Source organism: Roseomonas sp. FDAARGOS_362 (genome assembly GCF_002754815.1).
Classification (GTDB): domain Bacteria; phylum Pseudomonadota; class Alphaproteobacteria; order Acetobacterales; family Acetobacteraceae; genus Roseomonas; species Roseomonas mucosa.
The window spans coordinates 2,387,613-2,403,586 of sequence record NZ_CP024588.1 but is presented as its reverse complement, the minus strand read 5'-3'; the positions used below and the strand labels follow the sequence as shown (position 1 = coordinate 2,403,586).

Sequence of the window (15,974 nt, the reverse complement as noted above, 5' to 3'; positions counted from 1 at the left end):
GCGACCGGGGCCGGGGAGATAAGGGGTGGATTCGGCGGTGGGGCATGGCGGGGTCATGCCCAGCCCAGGCGCAGCGAGCGCGGGATGCGGGCGCGGCCGGCGGCGGCGCGGTGCAGGGCGGCGAGGCCCCGCACGAGGCGGCGATACGGGGTGACGGTGCCGTAAGCGCCTGTAAACGGCGGAAGCTTCGCGCGAGCGAGGGTTTGGGACAAATCCGGATCGAGCAGCAGCCAGGGCGGGCCGGGCAGGGCCGCGCGCAGGTCCAGGCGGCGGGCGAGCAGGATGAGGCCGAGGCCCAGGATGCGGTGGGCGCGGCGGGCGGCGCGGCAGATGCGATGGGCCAGGGCGTGGAGAGGGTGGCCGGGCGGGGTGGTGGCGAGGGCGGTGAGCAGGCGCTGCCACAACCCGGCATGGGTGAGGCGGCGGAAATGGCGGGCGACCGTGCCGGGATTGCCGAAGCGTTCCGGCAAGGCGGACCAGGGGGAATGGGTGAGGGCAACGTGGAAGATGGCGTCGAGGCGGTGGCGGTGGTCGGCGGGGCGGCCAGTGCCGGTAGGGTTGGTGGGGAGGTAGGGGGCGAGGGCGCGCCATTCCGCCTCGGTCATCGGGTGAAAGGGATGGGGGGTGGGGAAGGAGCTGGCGCGCATGGGGGGGATAGCATGGGGGAGTGGAAATAGGCAAATTTTCCTATTTGTGGGGGTGATCGAGGGTCAGTCCATGAGGTGAAGGGTCGGCCGGGAAGGGTGGAAAGCAGACGTTTCCTATCTCGTGGCGTTGATCAGGAAACGGCGATCAGTTCTCTGATGCGACTGGCCAAAACCTCCATCGCGAACGGCTTGATCAGCACGTGCATGCCCGTCGCCAGATGGCCATGGCTGAGCACCGCGTTCTCGGCATAGCCGGTGATGAAAAGCACCTTCAGATCCGGCCGCACCGCCCGGCCGGCATCCGCCATCTGCCGCCCGTTCATGCCCCCGGGCAGGCCCACGTCAGTCACCAGCAGGTCGATTCGTGCGTCCGACTGCAGAATGTGCAGCCCCGCCGTGCCGTCCGCCGCTTCCAGGGCCATGTAGCCCAGCTCCTCCAGCACCTCCGTGACCAGCATCCGGACCGTGGGCTCGTCGTCGACGACCAGCACCGTCTCGCCCCGCTCTGCCCGCGGCACGTCGGTCAGCTCAGGTTGCGCTTCGACGCGGCCCGCCTCGCCCAGGTGACGCGGCAGGTAGAGGCACACCGTCGTACCCTGCCCAACCTCCGAGGTGATGCGGACCTGTCCGCCGGACTGCCGCACGAAGCCGTAGATCATCGACAGGCCGAGACCGGTCCCCTCACCGATCGGCTTGGTGGTGAAGAACGGATCGAAAGCCTTGGCGATCACCTCGGGTGACATGCCCGTGCCGTTATCTGTGACGCAGAGTGCCAGGTACTCCGCAGCTGGCATATCGAGGTCACGCGCCATGCGCGCGTCTATCACCTTGTTATCCGCCTCGACCGTCAGCTTGCCGCCGTCCGGCATGGCATCGCGCGCGTTGATGCAGAGGTTCAGCAGCGCATTCTCGAACTGGTTCGGGTCGACCAGCGCGGACCAGAGCCCCACCGCGCCGACCACATCGACCGCGATGGCCGGACCGACCGTGCGCCGGATCAGCTCCTCCATGCCGGACATCAGAAGGCGTACGTCGGTCGGCTTGGGGGCCAGGGTCTGCCGCCGGGAGAAGGCGAGCAGCCGGTGCGTCAGCGCGGCGGCGCGATCCGCGGCACTCCTGGCTGCCGCGACGTAGCGGTCGACGGTGCCGAGACGACCCTGGGCCACGCGGGTCTGCAACAGCTCCAGGCTGCCGATGATGCCGGTGAGCAGGTTGTTGAAGTCGTGGGCCAGCCCACCTGTGAGCTGGCCCACCGCCTCCATCTTCTGGCTCTGCCGCAGCTGCTCTTCCAGCTGCTTGCGCTCGGTCACGTTGCGACCGACGGCGTAGACCTCTCCGTCCGCGGGCGTGCAGGTCCAGTTGTAGCTGCGGTAGGAGCCGTCCCGGTGCCGCGTCCGGGCATCCAGGTCGCTGACGGCTCCGCCGGCAAGCAATCGATCGAAAGCTGCCCGGACCACGTCGACATCGTCCGGATGACTGAGCTGGTCGAAGCGCAGTCCGACCAGTTCGTCCCGTGCGTAGTCGAGCGCTGCGGTCCAGGCCGGATTGACGTTGCGGTACTGGCCGTCAGAACCGACAACCACGAAGAGGTCGGGACTGAGATTCCAGACTTTGTCCCGCTCGACCGTGCGCTCGGCCACCGTGACCTCAAGCTGGTCGTTTGCCCTTCGCAGCCCTTCCTCGGCCTGACGCTTGTCCTCGATATCCTGCAGGATGGTGATGGCGGCCGCAATCGCCCCCATCTCATCGCGGATGGGCGTGCTGCTCACCTCCAACCGCCGCGTGCTGCCATCCTCGGTGCCGGCACCGCCCCGGCGATAGATCATCTCCTCGTCGCGCACGACCTCGCCGTGGCGCAGGGCGCGCACGGTCGGGTAGTCCTCGATGGCATAGGGGGTGCCATCCGCGTGCACGGCGCCGTAGTCGCGATAGCGGTTGATATCGTCGCCGAGCGCGCCGTGGCCGATCATCTCGCGCGCCCGGTCGTTGAGCACCAGGGCGCCGCCGGTCGTGGCTTCCGCGATCGAGATGCCGATCGGCGCCTGCCGGATCAGTGTGTCCAGCAGTTCGCGCTCCACCCGCAGCCGGGAACGCGCCTCCTCCGCCGCCACCTCGGCGAGATGGCGCGTCGTGATGTCGCGAGACACGCCCACGAGGCGCATCGGCGTCCCGTCCCCCTGCAACATCGGCGCGAAGCTCACCTCCCACCAGCGCGGCTTGCCCAGAGCGGTCGGGCAGAAGGCGTTAATCCGGGTGACCTGACCCGCAATGGCTCCCCTGATCGCGTCACGGAGTTTCGAGGCCTCCTCGGCAGGCCAGAGATCGACGAAGTTCCGGCCCAGGATCTGAGAGAGATCGACGATCTCGTTCAGCCAGAGGCCCTGCTCGTTCATGAACTGCAGCGTGCCGTCGGTGTCCAGCACCTTCACACAGTCAGGACTCGCGGCCAGGATGCCGCGCGAGAAGGCGTCGTTGCGCCGGGTCTCCTCCAGCACCCGCAGCCGGTCCACCGACGCCGCCAGCAGGTTGGCGTAGGTACGTAGGAACGAGATGTCGTCGTTGGTGAACGACCGCGATTCGCGGCTGTCCACCTGTAGTACGCCGTAAGGCCGCCGCTCCCGACCGCCGATGATGACGACGTTGACCAAGGCCTGTACGCCATTGTCGAGCAGAAAGCCGGGTATGCTGAATCGCCGTTCGTGCCGGACGTCGGTCGAGATGACGGGCTCGTTTGTCTGCAGCGCGTGTCCTTCGGAGGAGCTTTCCTCCGCCTCGATCCGGGTGTGGCCGACGATCCCCGGTTTCCAGCCGACGCCTGCCTTGACCAGCAGGGTCCGGCCGTCTTCCTGCAACTCCAGCACCTTGGCCAGATCGGTACCGAGCGCCTCGCCCACCAAGCGGCAGGCCTCGTGGAGGATCTCGTCAAGGCTCTCCGACTTCAGCGAGAGCTCGCCGAAGCGGGCGAGCGCCGTTTGATGTCGTAGCAGGGCTACGATCTCATCACCCTGCTGGGAGCTGCCACGCGGGTCCGACGGGGACTGGCTCTCCGCCATCTCGTTATCAGGCATCGACGGACTTCTCTGAGGCGGTGCCCTGAGGCTGCTTGGCCGCGTCACGTTCGATCAGCAGACGCAACCCGGCGCGGATGACCTCGCTGGCCGTGGCGTAGTGTCCCGACGTGACCTGTTCGGCAACGTAGGTCACGAGAGACCGGGTCAAGGCTACGTGGAGGGAGTGTTGCGCGGGCATGACCTCATGATACGGCGAGGCGGCCGGGGTGTCACCTTATGGCTGGAATACCGAGCCTTAGGAGCAAGGTCCGGATTGGGTCGCTTGCAGCCATTGCGACGTCATGCGCCCCGGCGCGACCCCGCCGGCAGCAAGCGCCAACTCCCCGGGTCCAGGGCTCGAAGAGTCCTGGCGGATGGGGGCCGGGGGAAGGTAGGGCCTTCCCCCGGGACGGGGCGACGCCGGACCGCCTCAGCGCAACGGCAGGACGAGCGGCACCAGCGCCACGCTGACCGCCATCACCAGCACGGCGAGGGGCAGGCCGATGCGGAGGAAGTCGCCGAAGCGGTAGCGGCCCGGGCCCATGACCAGGGTGTTCACCGGAGAGGAGACGGGGGTCATGAAGGCGGCGGAGGAGGCCAGGGCCACGATCATGGCGAAGGGATAGGGGGAAAGGCCGGTTTCCTGCGCGGTGGCGATGGCGACGGGGGTCATGAGCACCGCCGTGGCGGTGTTGGAGATGAAGAGGCCGGTGACGGCGGTCAGGGCGAAGAGGCTGGCCAGCAGGGCGTGGGGGCCGGCCTCGCCGACCGTGGCGATCAGCGCGTCGGCGGCCAGCGTGACGCCGCCGGTGCGCTGGAGGGCGAGCGAGAAGGGCATCATGCCGACGATGAGGACCAGGCTGGGCCAGTGGATGGCACGGTAGGCGCTGTCCATGTCCAGGCAGCGGAAGCCCAGCATCAGCAGGCCGGCGATGAAGGCCGCCTGGACGTTCGGGACCAGGCCGCTGACCATCAGCGCCACCATGACGGCGAGGCTGAGCAGGGCGTAGGGGGCGCGGGTGGCGGCGGGGGTGAGTTCCTCCAGGTCCTCCGGCTGGTTCAGCAGGAGCAGGTCGCGGCGGCCGCGCTGGGAGCGGCGGATATCCGTCCAGGGGCCGACCACCAGCAGGGAGTCGCCGGCCTGGAGGGGTTTTTCCAGCATGTCCTCGGCCACCGGGGCGTTGCCGCGCCGCATCCCCGCGACGGTCAGACCGAGGCGGGAGCGTAGCTTCGCCTCCAGCACCGACTTGCCGGTGAGCTCGGCACCGGGGGTGACGATCATCTCGGCGATGCCGACGGCGTGGGGGCGATGGGCGAGGTCGGAGTGTTCGATCGGCAGGGGCTGGAGGCCCAGGCGCCGGGCGATTTCCGCCAGATCCTGCGGGGTGGCGGGCAGTTCCACCAGCAGCTCGTCATCCGCGCGCAGCACGGTCTCGGCGTTGGGGCTGAAGATTTCGGTGCCGAAGCGGGCCGGGCGTTCCACCGCCATGACGTTGAGCCTGTGCCGTGCGCGCAGGGCCAGCTTGTCGAGCCGCTGGCCCGCCAGCAGGGAGCCGGCGCGCAGGCGCAGGCGGTGGGCGCGGTCCTGGAGGCGGTAGTCCTCGACGAGCTGGCGCAGGGTGGTGCGCGCACCAGGGGTGGTGCCGTCCTCGGCCGGGCCGGCGGAGAGCCGGCGGCGGGCCAGCAGCATGTAGCCGATGCCGAGCAGGAGGATGGGCAGGCCGAAGGGGGTGAAGCCGAAGAAGCCGAAGCCGGGCAGGCCCTGCCGTGTCAGTTCCGCCTGGACCACGAGGTTGGGGGCGGTGGCGACCAGGGTCATCATGCCGCTGATCAGGGCGGCGACGCTGAGCGGCATCATGAGCTGGCCGGGCGGGATGCCGAGGCGGGTGCAGATGCGCAGCACCACGGGGATGAAGATCGCCACCACGCCGGTGGAGCTCATCACCGAGCCGGTGAGGCCGACGATCAGCATCAGCAGCACCAGCAGGCGGGTGGCGCTGCCGCGGGCGCGGGCGAGCAGCCAGTCGCCGAGCCGGCGGGCGATGCCGGTGCGGACCAGGCCCTCGCCGACGACGAAGAGGGCCGCGACGAGCAGGACGCTGGCATCGCCGAAGCCGGCCAGGGCCTCCGGCACGGTGACGGTGCCGGTGAGGGGCAGGAGGAGCAGCATGAGCAGCGCCACCACATCCGTGCGGGGGCGGCCGGTCACGAACATCCCGATGGCCAGGCCGAGGAGGGCCAGCACCGTGGCGAGCTGGGCGGTCATCGGCGGGCCGGAAGGCGATCGCGCCACGAGGGAGAGGTCATGCCGGTCCTTCCGCCGCCCTGGATCGTCCGGCCCCGAGGGGGCGTTCCCTCGGGGGGGCTCCCCCTTGGAGCGCCCCGGCCGGTGCCGGGGCGGAAGGCGGGGCGGCCGGGATCTGGGGCGGGACTATCCCATTCCGCCGCCCGGGTGAACCGGGCGGGGCGATATCAGGGCGGCGGCATCCCCACCCCGGTCAGAAGGCGAAGTCCACCTGTGCCGGATTGGCCTGCCCGCTGGCCAGGAAGCCGAAGCTGATCTCGCCATCGCCGGCGATGCCGCCGTTCCAGGCCGCGTTGTGGATGATGTAGCCACTGCTGGTGCGGGAGACGATCTCGGCGTTCCAGATCTAGGTGATCTCGTTGCTGATCTTCAGCTCGAACTCCCAGTCGGAAACCGTGGCGGCGCCTTCGTTGTGGACCGTGACGGCGCCCTGGAAGCCGTTGTTCCAGGCATTGGTGACGGCGAAGCTGGCGTCGAGGCCGCTGCCGGCGGAGCCCGTGCCGCCGGTTCCGCCGCCGGTCGAGCCCCCGGTGGAAGTGCCGGCGTCGTCGTTCAGGATGGTGGCGGTGGCGGTGCCGTCCAGGAGGGTGGCGCCGGAGGGGCTGGAGAGGACGAAGGAGAAGGTCTCGTCCGCCTCGGCCGCGCTGTCCGCCCCGATGGCGATGGCGACGGTCTTGCTGGTCTCGCCCGGGGCGAAGGTCAGCCTGCCGGAAGCGGCGGTGAAGTCCTCGGCCGTGGCGGTGCCGGGAACGGTGCCGAAGTCGACGGTGACGGCGGTGCCGGCGGCGGCGGAGAGGGTGACGGTGAAGAGCGCCACATGAGCGTCGCCCGCGGTGCCGGGGGTGGCGGTGCTGCCGTCGAGGCTGAACTGGATCGGCTGCAGCTCCGCCACCTTGGCGGCGTTCACCGAGGTCCAGTCATCCTGGAGGATGCCGCCGGTGTCGCCGGAATTCGGGTTCCAGGACCACCAGGTCCAGCTGATGCCCTGCTGGCCCGCGGCGATGTCGTGGGTGCCGTTGGCGTCGAGGTCGCCGGAGAGGTAGGCGGTGATCTTGTCGAGCCAGACGAGGTCCTTGGCGTCGGCCATCCTGCTGCCGAACTCGCCGAGATAGACCGGCGCGATGCCTTCCTTGTAGATGTAGCCCCACATCTGGTCGAATTTCTGGGTCAGCGTGTCGCCGAAATTCGCGCCCTGGAACCAGGGCTGGGCATAGATCGAGTTCGGGTAGTCGTGGGCCGAGTAGACGAGCTTGTTGGCGACGTCGAGCGTGACGGGGCGGTCGCGCACGCCCATGAGGTTGCCGCCCCACCAGTAGTTCTGGCCGTCATAGGTGCCGATGCCCTCGACGAAGATCAGCCAGTTCGGGTTGACCTCCCCGATCGCGTTGCCGGCGCGTTCCGCCGCCGCGGCCCAGTCGGTGGCGGTGCCGGTGCCCCAGGTGCCGTTATAGGGCTCGTTGTGCAGGTCGGCGCCGATGACGGTCGGATCGCCGGCATAGCGGGCGGCCAGCATCTGCCAGTCGCCGATCCACTGCGATTCCGGATGCGCGTCGTCGTACCAGAGGCCGTTGCCGGAGGTGCCGGCGCCGGCATCGCTGCGGTGGTGGTCGAGGATGATGCGCAGGCCGACCTGGCCGGCATAGTCCACGATCCGGTCCATGATCTGGAGGCCGGTCAGGCCCTGCAGGTCGGGGTTCTTGCTGAAGTCGATGCCGCTGGGCATGCCGCCGTGCAGCAGGTCGGTGGAGAAGGGGAGGCGGATGGTGTTGAAGCCCAGATCCACCATCTGGTCCATCATCTCCTTGTAGCCGCGCGCCCAGAGGCCGTGCGGCGCCTCGTTGGAGGATTCCAGCCCGAACCAGTTCACCCCGGCGATCTTCACGATGTTGCCGCCGGCATCGACGATCTGGTTGCCCCGGGTGCTGAACCAGCCGGTGGCGGCGGTGCCCGTGCCGGAGGTGCCGGGATTGCCTTCCGTGACGGAGACGTCGCTGACGCTGAGCTTCGGCGGGGTGGCGGCGGTGTCGTCGTTGAGGATGGTGCCGGTGGCGCTGGCGCGGGCGATGGTGGCGCCGCTCGCATCGGAAAGGTTGAGCAGGAAGCTCTCGTTGGCCTCCACCAGTGTGTCGCCGGAGACGGTGACGCTGACGGTCTTGCTGGTTTCCCCGGCCGCGAAGGTGAGGGTGCCGGAGGCGGCGGCATAGTCGCTGCCTGCCGTCGCGGTGCCGTCCGCCGTGACGTAGTGCAGCGTGACCGGGCCGCTGGCGGCTTTGGACAGGGCGACGGTGAAGGTCAGGACCTTGCTGCCGCTGTTGCCCTCGGCGACCGAGACATCGGCGACGGAGAGCTCGGGCAGGGTGGCGGGGGGCGCGGCGGCGGTGCCGTTCAGGGCGAGGTTGGCGGCCTGGCTGCCGGCGGCGCCGGTGGTGGCCTGGAAGCCGAATCCGAGCTGGCCGTTGGCGGGAACGGTAGCGTTCCAGGACAGGTTCCGCACGACGTAGTGCGTGCCGACATGGCTGACGATCTCGCCGCCCCAAAGGTTGGTGATGGTGAAGGCGGCGTCGAATTCCACGAGCCAGCCGTTCAGGGCCGTGTCGCCCGCCTGGATGGCCATGTTCGCGACGAAGCCGGCGCCCCAGTCGCTGGCGACGTTGTAGGTCAGGGACGATGCCATGGGCGAGGGCGTTCCGAATCCGGGTGTTGCAGCGCATGAGACATCAGGCGCGGAACAGTTGCAATTCCGGAAACATGCTTTCGCGAAACGTCAAGAATGGGGGGCGTGCGGCGTCGCGCCCATGGTTGGCCCTGGTGGAGGCGCCGCCTCCCCCGGTCCCCACCGCTGGGAAGATCGTATCTCCCCAGACCATGCCCCGGGTTGGTGCTGGTGGCACCGGCAGTCGCCGGGAAGCCATGATTCCCGGCGCGATCCGGCATCGCGAGCGCCAGCGAAGGGGAGGTCCAGGCCCCTGGTGGATAGGGTCCGGGGGAGGCAAGGCCTTTCCCGGCTGGCCGTGGGGGAACTCCGGGGGCCGGAGGGTTCAGGCCCGGTTGCGGCGCGCGTGGCGGCGGACGGCGCCCTCGACCTGGGCGAGATCGCCGGGGAGGAGTTCCAGGCGTTCCTCGCGGGTGAAGAGGTCGGCGAGGTGCGGGGGGAGGGCGGGGCGGAAGCCGACTGCCTGTTCCGCCGCGTCGGGGAATTTCGCGGGGTGGGCAGTGGCGGCGACGATCACCGGGATCGCCGGGTCCTCGGGCGCCAGGGCGCGGGCGGCGTAGGTGGCGGTGGCGCTGTGCGGGTCGGGCAGCCAGCCGGTGGTGGCGTGGACGCGGCGCATCTCCCGCAGCGTGCCCTCGTCGTCCAGGGCGACGCCGCGGAAGAGTTCCGCCGCGCGCTGCCAGGCGGCATCGGGGACGGGCATGCGGCCGGTTTCGCGGAAGCCGCGCATGGCCTGGGCGGTGGCGGCGGGGTCGCGGTCCAGGAGCTCGAAGAGCAGGCGCTCGAAGTTCGAGGAGACCTGGATGTCCATGCTGGGGGAGAGGGAGGGCTCCACCGGCCGGGCGGACATGTCATTGGCCGTGAAGAAGCGCGGCAGGATGTCGTTGCGGTTGGAGGAGATGATCAGCCGCTCGATCGGCAGGCCCATCTTCCGGGCCGCCCAGGCGGCCAGCACATTGCCGAAATTGCCGGTGGGGACGGAGACGGCGACCGGGCGGTCGGGGGCGCCGAGCGCCAGGGCGGCATAGGCGTAGTAGGGGATCTGGGCGGCGACGCGGGCCCAGTTGATCGAGTTCACCGCGGAAAGGTTCATCTCCCGCCGGAAGGGGGCGTCGGCGAACATCGCCTTCACGAGATCCTGGCAGGTGTCGAAATCGCCTTCCACGGCCAGGTTGTGGACGTTGGAGGCGAGGACGGTGGTCATCTGCCGGCGCTGCACCTCGGAGGTGCGGCCCTGCGGGTGCAGGATGACGATGTCGATGTTGGCGCGGTCGCGGCAGGCCTCGATGGCGGCGGAGCCGGTGTCACCGGAGGTGGCGCCGACGATGGTCACGCGCTCGCCACGCTCGGCCAGGACATGGTCGAAGAGCCGGCCCAGGAGCTGCATCGCCATGTCCTTGAAGGCGAGCGTGGGGCCGTGGAAGAGCTCCAGCGCGAAGCTGCGGGTGTCGAGCTGCACCAGCGGGGCGATGGCGGGATGGTTGAAGGAGGCGTAGGCCTCCTCCGTCATGCGGCGCAGGGCGGCGTCCGGGATCGTGCCGCCGGTGAAGAGGCCGACGATGCGCGCGGCCAGTTCCGGATAGGGCAGGCCGCGCATCGCGCGCCATTCGGCGGCGGAGAGCGAGGGCCAGGTCTCGGGGACGAAGAGGCCGCCATCCTCGGCCAGGCCGGCGAGCAGGACGCCCGGGAAGTCGCGGGCCGGAGCCTCGCCGCGGGTGGAGACGTATCGCATGGGAGGCAGCGTATAGCCGGGTGGGCGGCAGGAAGCCATGCGGGATGAGGGGGGTGGGACGCGGGACGCGGCTTCACCGAAGATTCCGGGACGAAGGCCGGGGTGGGCCGTTATGGGAGGGGTCCGGGCGGGAGGCCGCCCCGGAAACGGTCCTGGATGGAGCGGAGGGAATCGTGAAGATCACGTTCTACGCGCATGCGAGCTTCCGGCTGGAGGCGGATGGGGTGGTGGTGATCACCGATCCCTACAAGCCGCCGCTCAGCCGCTTCGACCCGATCGACGAGCCGGCGGACCTGGTGCTGATGAGCTCGGCCACCGACGAGTTCCATTCCGACCCCAGCCATATCCGGGGCGAGCCGGTGGTGATCAACACGCTGGAGCTGCCGCCCGAGGGGGTGGAGGTGCTGGGCATCCCGGTCCGCTCCTTTCCGGCCTATGAGAGCCTGACCTTCGACTTCCAGGCGGCGGCGGGGCGGGACCCGGATGCCAATGCGCTCTACCACTTCACCCTGGGCGGGCTGCGGGTGCTGCACATGGGCGATATCGGCAACCCGGTGGACCCGAGGCAGCTGGAGGCGCTGCGCGGGCAGGTGGACATCCTGCTGGCGCTGACCGGCGCGCATGCGACCATCGCGCTGGACGACCTGGACGCGGCGATCGAGGCCATCGGGCCGCGGGTGGTCATCCCGATGCACTATTACAACCCGCGCGGCATCCTGCCGATCGAGCCGGTCGAGACCTTCCTGGCGCGGGTGCCGCCGGGACGGGTAACGCGGGTCGGCGGGCCGAGCCTGGAACTGACGCCGGAGACGCTGCCGGCGGATGCGCCGCATGTCTATGTGCTGGAGCAGTCGCGCTGAGGGCGTGATACGGGCGGCGTTGCGCCCTGTGGCCGCCCGCCGGGGGAAAGGCAGGGCCTTTCCACCCCGGGGACGGAGCGGCGGCGCCGGTCGGGCGCGGACCGGAGGTTGCCTGGCCTTGACCGGGCCGGGCAACGGGCGGAGCCTCCGCGCCCGGAATTCCGGAGGCCCCTGCCATGAACGAGCTTTCCCCGCCTGCCATGTTGCCTGCGCTGCGGGAGGCCCTGGTCTCGGAAGGTGGGCCGGAGGTGGCGGGCGAGGTGACGCGGCTGCTGTCCGGCGAGGCGTTCCGCAAGGCGGATGCCTTCGTGCGGCAGGACCATGAGCGCACGGTGTCGGAGATCATCCGCATCGCCGAGATCGCCTCGCCACCCTTTGGCGAGGCGAGGCGGGCGGCGGCCTATGGGGAGATGCTGCGGGCGCAGGGGCTCGCGGATGTGGCGCGGGACGCGGAGGGCAACGTCACCGCGCTGCGGCCCGGCACCGACCCGCAGGCGGGGCTGGTGGTGATCTGCTCGCATCTCGACACGGTGTTCCCCGAGGGGACGGACGTGACCGTGAAGCGCGAGGGCACGGTGCTGCGCGGGCCGGGAGTGGGGGATAACAGCCGCGGCCTGGCGGTGAAGCTCGCCATCCTGCGGGCGCTGGATGCGGCGGGCATCCGGACGAAGGCGGGAATCCTGGTGCTGGCCTCGGTGGGCGAGGAGGGGGCGGGCGACCTGCGGGGGGTGAAGAGCTTCTTCCGCGAGCATCCGCTGCGTGACAGGGTGGCGGCCTTCGTGGCGGTGGACAGCCTGGAGACGGCGCGGCTGACCGTGGGGGCTGTGGGGAGCAAGCGCTACCGCGTCAGCTTCCGCGGGCCGGGCGGGCATTCCTTCGGCGCCTTCGGCCTGGTGAACCCGGTCTTCGCGCTGGCGCGGGCGGCGGACGACCTGTCGCGCATCCGCGTGCCGCCGGTGCCGCGCACCACCTTCTCCATCGGCAAGATCGGCGGCGGCACCTCGATCAACGCCATTCCGGAGGAGGCCTGGATGGAGGTGGACCTGCGGTCGGAATCCGCCGAGGAACTGGCGCGGCTGGAGGAGCGCTTCCTGGCCACGCTGCCGCAGGCGGCGGCGGACGAGAATGCGGCGCGCGACGTGAAGCGCGGCGGCATCCAGGTCGAGGTGAGGCAGGTGGGCGACCGGCCAGCGGGGACGACGCCGCGCGAGGCGCGGATCGTGCGGCTGGCGGAGGCGGTGATCGCGGCGCGAGGCTATGCGCCGAAGCTGGAAGCGTCCTCGACGGACAGCAACATCCCGATCAGCCTGGGCATTCCGGCGGTCACCGTGGCCTCGGGCGGCAAGGGTGGGCGGGCGCACTCGCTGGAGGAATGGATCGACGTGGCGCCGGAGGAAAGCGCGAAGGGGATTGCCACGGCGCTGGGCATCATCGTGTCGGTGGCTGGCCTGGCGGGGTGACGGCGGGGCGCGCCGGGAGATGGGAAGGGCGGACCGTCAGGCCCACCCTTTCCGCCGGCTCTGCCTCAGTGCAGAACGCCGAACAGCCACAGCAGGATGATCACCGGGATCGGGATCCCGATCAGCCACAGAAGGATGCCGCGCATCGTTTCCTCTCGATTGTCTGCGGAGGGGAAACGTGGCGTTCGCGGCGGGGGTTGCGTCCCGGACTTGCGGTCTTCCGTGCCGCTCCGGCGGGACGGCGGAGATGAAAGAGGGGTATGGGGAGGTGGGCATGAGCGGTGGAACGGCGCCGGAAGCGGACAGGGCGAACGAGACACCCTGGGTGGCCTCGCCGCGCTATCCGGATGCGCGGCTGCGGGATCTCGACCCGGGATTCGCGAAGTACCGGGTGATGAACGCGGCGGTGGAGAAGCTGTGCGGCGGGCTGCGCTGGGGCGAGGGGCCGGTCTGGTTCGGCGACCATCGCTGCCTGCTCTTCTCCGACATCCCGAACAACCGCATCCTGCGCTGGGACGAGGAGACGGGTGGCGTCAGCGTGTTCCGCAAGCCTTCGAACTTCGCCAACGGCAATACCCGCGACCGCGAGGGGCGGCTCGTCACCTGCGAGCACGGCGCGCGGCGGGTGACGCGGACGGAGCATGACGGGCGGATCACGGTGATCGCCGATGGTTTCGAGGGGAAGCGGCTGAACTCGCCGAACGACGTGGTGGTGCGGTCGGACGGCACGATCTGGTTCACCGACCCGCTTTTCGGCATTGGCGGCGATTACGAGGGCGAGCGTGCGGAGTCGGAGATCCCCGCCGCCGTGTACTGCGCCGATCCGTCGCGGGGCACGCTGCGCAAGGTGGCGGAGGGTGTGCCGGGGCCGAACGGGCTGGCCTTCTCGCCGGATGAGGGGCTGCTCTACCTCGTTGCCTCGCGCGCCGAGCCGCGGCAGATCCTGAGCTATCCGGTGCGGGCGGGCGGCGTTTCGCTGGGCGAGGCGCGGGTGCTGGTCGAGGCCGAGGCGGACGGCACGCCGGACGGGTTCCGCGTGGACGAGGACGGCAATCTCTGGTGCGGCTGGGGCATGGGGCGCGACGGGCTGGACGGGGTGCGGGTGTTCAACGCCAGCGGCGCGCCGATCGGGCATGTCGACCTGCCGGAGCGGGTGGCCAATGTCGCCTTCGGCGGGTGGCGGCGGAACCGGCTCTTCATGGCGGGGTGCCGTTCGCTGTACAGCGTTTTCGTCAACACGCGGGGGTGCTGAGGCATGGCGATCCGTTTGCATGAGTTGTGCGGCAGCGATCCGGCGCGGGTCTTCAGCCCCTATTGCTGGCGGGCGCGGTTGGCGCTGCTGCACAAGGGGCTGCCGCATGAGAGCCTGCCCTGGCGCTTCACCGAGAAGGCGGCGATCGCCGATGCGGGCACGGACAAGGTGCCGGTGCTGCGCGACGGGACACGCACCGTGCATGATTCCTGGGCGATCCTGGAATATCTGGAGGACCGCTATCCGGGCCATGCCAGCCTCTTCGGCGGCGAGGGCGGGCGGGCGCTGGCGCGCTTCGTGGCGCACTGGGCGGATACGGTGCTGAACCCGACGATCGCGGTGCTGATCGTGTCCGACATCCCGGCGCTGCTCGATCCCGAGGACCGGGCGTATTTCGTCCGCACGCGCGAGGCGCGTTTCGGCAAGCCGCTGGCGGAGGTGACGGCGGGGCGGGAGGAACGGCTGGAAGGCTTCCGCGCCGGGCTGCGGCCGCTGCGGCTGACGCTGTCGGACCGGCCCTTCCTGCATGGCGCCACGCCGGGCGCGGGGGACTACATCGCCTTCTCCGGCTTCCAGTGGGCGCGGGTGGTGAGCCCGCTGCCGCTGCTGGCTCCGGAGGACGTGCTGCATGCCTGGCGCGGACGGCTGCTCGATGCCTTCGGCGGCGTGGCGCGGGCGGTGCCGGCGGCGGAGCGGGGCTGACGTTCTCGGGCGCCCCGCCTTTCCGCCTGTTCCCAAGAATCGGACGCCGCGATGACGGCAACCACCAGGGCCAACCCTGCCCCGGGGTCCGGGAACCGGCTTCGGTCCCCCCGGCGGAGAGGGTCCGGGAGAGGCGGCGCCTCTCCCGGGGAGAGGTGCTGCCGAAGGGAACCTGTGTGCCGGAGGGAATGCGCCGCTCTGGCACGCCATGTGCGAGCGCCCGCCATGCGATAAGCTGAACAGGTTGGCGAGGCAGGGACCGATGCTGGGACGACGCGGGCTGGGTTTGGGATTGCTGGGGGCGGCATCGCTGGCGGGTGCCAGGAAGGTGCGGGCGGCGGGCTGGCCGGAGCATCCGTTGCGCTGGGTGGTGGGCTATCCCCCGGGCGGGGCGTCGGATGTCTTCGCGCGGCTGATCGGCGCGGGCATGGGCGCGGCGCTGGGGCAGAACGTGGTGGTGGAGAACCGGCCCGGCGGGGGCGCGGTGCTGGCCAGCGAGGTGGTGAGCCATGCCGCGCCGGATGGCTATACCTGGCTGCATACGGACAACGGGAACCTCGTCTACAACCCGGCACTCTATGCGAAGCTGCCCTATGACCCGGACCGCGACCTGACCGGGGTGGGGTTCATCGGGCGCTTTCCGCTCTTCCTGGTGGTGCGGCCCGACGATCCGGCAAAGGGCTTCGCGGATTTCCTGGCCGCGGCGCCGAAGGACCCGCCGACCTATGGCACGGCGGGCGTGGCCTCGCCGCACCATCTGGCGATGGAGATGCTGCGGCGGCGGGCGGGGAACTTCCCGGCGGTGCACGTGCCCTATCGCGGCGCACCGGCGGCGATGCAGGACCTGATCGCGGGCAGCGTGGACTGCGTGGTGGTGGACTGCGCGACGGGCATCCCCTTCCTGCGCGACGGCAAGGCGCGGGCGCTGCTGGTGATGGGCGAGGCGCGTTCCCGGGCGGCGCCGGAGGTGCCGACGGCGCTGGAGCTCGGCTATGCGGATGCGGTGGCCTATGGCTGGCAAGGGCTTTCGGTGCCGGCGGCCACGCCGCCGGACCTTGTCGCGAAGCTGAACGCCGCGCTGAACGACACCGTGCGCAGCGACATCGTGCAATCGCGCATGAGTGCCCTGGGCATCGAGACCTCGGCCCTGTCGCCGGCCGCCTTCAGCGCCTTCGTGGCGAAGGAAAGCGGGCGCTGGCGGCCGCTGATCAAGGAACTCGGCATCCGGCTGGATAGCTAGCCTGGAGGTGGCC

The 15,974-nt window shown here is 70.3% G+C and carries 11 protein-coding genes; 5 read left to right on the top strand and 6 right to left on the bottom strand.

Annotated elements, in window-relative coordinates:
- Window positions 1-53: 53 nt before the first annotated feature.
- The 6 genes from CTJ15_RS15710 to thrC all read right to left on the bottom strand — a co-directional run bounded on the left by CTJ15_RS15710 (window position 54) and on the right by thrC (window position 10,447).
- Complete coding sequence (locus tag CTJ15_RS15710) at window positions 54-647, bottom strand: IS5/IS1182 family transposase (protein WP_075822827.1); 594 nt, start codon at window positions 645-647, stop codon at window positions 54-56.
- 131 nt (window positions 648-778) lie between these two features.
- Window positions 779-3,715: a PAS domain-containing protein gene (locus CTJ15_RS15705; protein WP_099781682.1), complete on the bottom strand. Its 2,937-nt coding sequence runs from the start codon at window positions 3,713-3,715 to the stop codon at window positions 779-781.
- On the bottom strand, window positions 3,708-3,851 hold the full coding sequence (locus CTJ15_RS15700; protein ID WP_252571024.1) for a type II toxin-antitoxin system ParD family antitoxin: 144 nt from the start codon (window positions 3,849-3,851) through the stop codon (window positions 3,708-3,710). The genes CTJ15_RS15705 and CTJ15_RS15700 overlap by 8 nt, the downstream gene beginning before the upstream one ends.
- A 276-nt stretch (window positions 3,852-4,127) precedes the next feature.
- Window positions 4,128-5,963, bottom strand: a complete 1,836-nt coding sequence (locus tag CTJ15_RS15695; protein WP_099781681.1) for an SLC13 family permease — start codon at window positions 5,961-5,963, stop codon at window positions 4,128-4,130.
- Between the two features lie 385 nt (window positions 5,964-6,348).
- The gene (locus CTJ15_RS15690) at window positions 6,349-8,676 is read right to left on the bottom strand and encodes a cellulase family glycosylhydrolase (protein WP_255414115.1); all 2,328 of its coding nucleotides are present in this window, start codon (window positions 8,674-8,676) and stop codon (window positions 6,349-6,351) included.
- A gap of 364 nt (window positions 8,677-9,040) precedes the next feature.
- Window positions 9,041-10,447, bottom strand: a complete 1,407-nt coding sequence (gene thrC / locus CTJ15_RS15685; RefSeq protein WP_058390117.1) for a threonine synthase — start codon at window positions 10,445-10,447, stop codon at window positions 9,041-9,043.
- Window positions 10,448-10,620: 173 nt separating this feature from the next.
- Here thrC and CTJ15_RS15680 point away from each other — a divergent pair, with 173 nt between their 5' ends.
- The 5 genes from CTJ15_RS15680 to CTJ15_RS15660 all read left to right on the top strand — a co-directional run bounded on the left by CTJ15_RS15680 (window position 10,621) and on the right by CTJ15_RS15660 (window position 15,961).
- Window positions 10,621-11,307, top strand: coding sequence for an MBL fold metallo-hydrolase (locus CTJ15_RS15680; protein WP_075822978.1), 687 nt, complete (start codon window positions 10,621-10,623; stop codon window positions 11,305-11,307).
- Window positions 11,308-11,483: 176 nt separating this feature from the next.
- Window positions 11,484-12,767, top strand: coding sequence for a M20/M25/M40 family metallo-hydrolase (locus tag CTJ15_RS15675; protein ID WP_099781680.1), 1,284 nt, complete (start codon window positions 11,484-11,486; stop codon window positions 12,765-12,767).
- Between the two features lie 274 nt (window positions 12,768-13,041).
- Complete coding sequence (locus tag CTJ15_RS15670; RefSeq protein ID WP_075822950.1) at window positions 13,042-14,019, top strand: SMP-30/gluconolactonase/LRE family protein; 978 nt, start codon at window positions 13,042-13,044, stop codon at window positions 14,017-14,019.
- A gap of 3 nt (window positions 14,020-14,022) precedes the next feature.
- The gene (locus CTJ15_RS15665) at window positions 14,023-14,721 is read left to right on the top strand and encodes a glutathione S-transferase family protein (RefSeq protein WP_075822951.1); all 699 of its coding nucleotides are present in this window, start codon (window positions 14,023-14,025) and stop codon (window positions 14,719-14,721) included.
- A 262-nt stretch (window positions 14,722-14,983) separates the two neighbouring features.
- A complete protein-coding gene (locus tag CTJ15_RS15660; protein WP_075822952.1) occupies window positions 14,984-15,961 on the top strand; it encodes a tripartite tricarboxylate transporter substrate binding protein in 978 nt (325 codons plus the stop codon).
- The last annotated feature ends 13 nt before the right edge of the window (window positions 15,962-15,974 follow it).

Coding starts and splice junctions, on each gene's coding strand:
- CTJ15_RS15675 (WP_099781680.1), top strand. CDS start 11,484: ATGAACGAGCTTTCCCCGCCTGCCATGTTGCCTGCGCTGCGGGAGGCC.
- CTJ15_RS15665 (WP_075822951.1), top strand. CDS start 14,023: ATGGCGATCCGTTTGCATGAGTTGTGCGGCAGCGATCCGGCGCGGGTC.
- CTJ15_RS15710 (WP_075822827.1), bottom strand. CDS start 647: ATGCGCGCCAGCTCCTTCCCCACCCCCCATCCCTTTCACCCGATGACC.
- thrC (WP_058390117.1), bottom strand. CDS start 10,447: ATGCGATACGTCTCCACCCGCGGCGAGGCTCCGGCCCGCGACTTCCCG.
- CTJ15_RS15705 (WP_099781682.1), bottom strand. CDS start 3,715: ATGCCTGATAACGAGATGGCGGAGAGCCAGTCCCCGTCGGACCCGCGT.
- CTJ15_RS15690 (WP_255414115.1), bottom strand. CDS start 8,676: ATGGCATCGTCCCTGACCTACAACGTCGCCAGCGACTGGGGCGCCGGC.
- CTJ15_RS15660 (WP_075822952.1), top strand. CDS start 14,984: ATGCTGGGACGACGCGGGCTGGGTTTGGGATTGCTGGGGGCGGCATCG.
- CTJ15_RS15670 (WP_075822950.1), top strand. CDS start 13,042: ATGAGCGGTGGAACGGCGCCGGAAGCGGACAGGGCGAACGAGACACCC.
- CTJ15_RS15695 (WP_099781681.1), bottom strand. CDS start 5,963: ATGACCGCCCAGCTCGCCACGGTGCTGGCCCTCCTCGGCCTGGCCATC.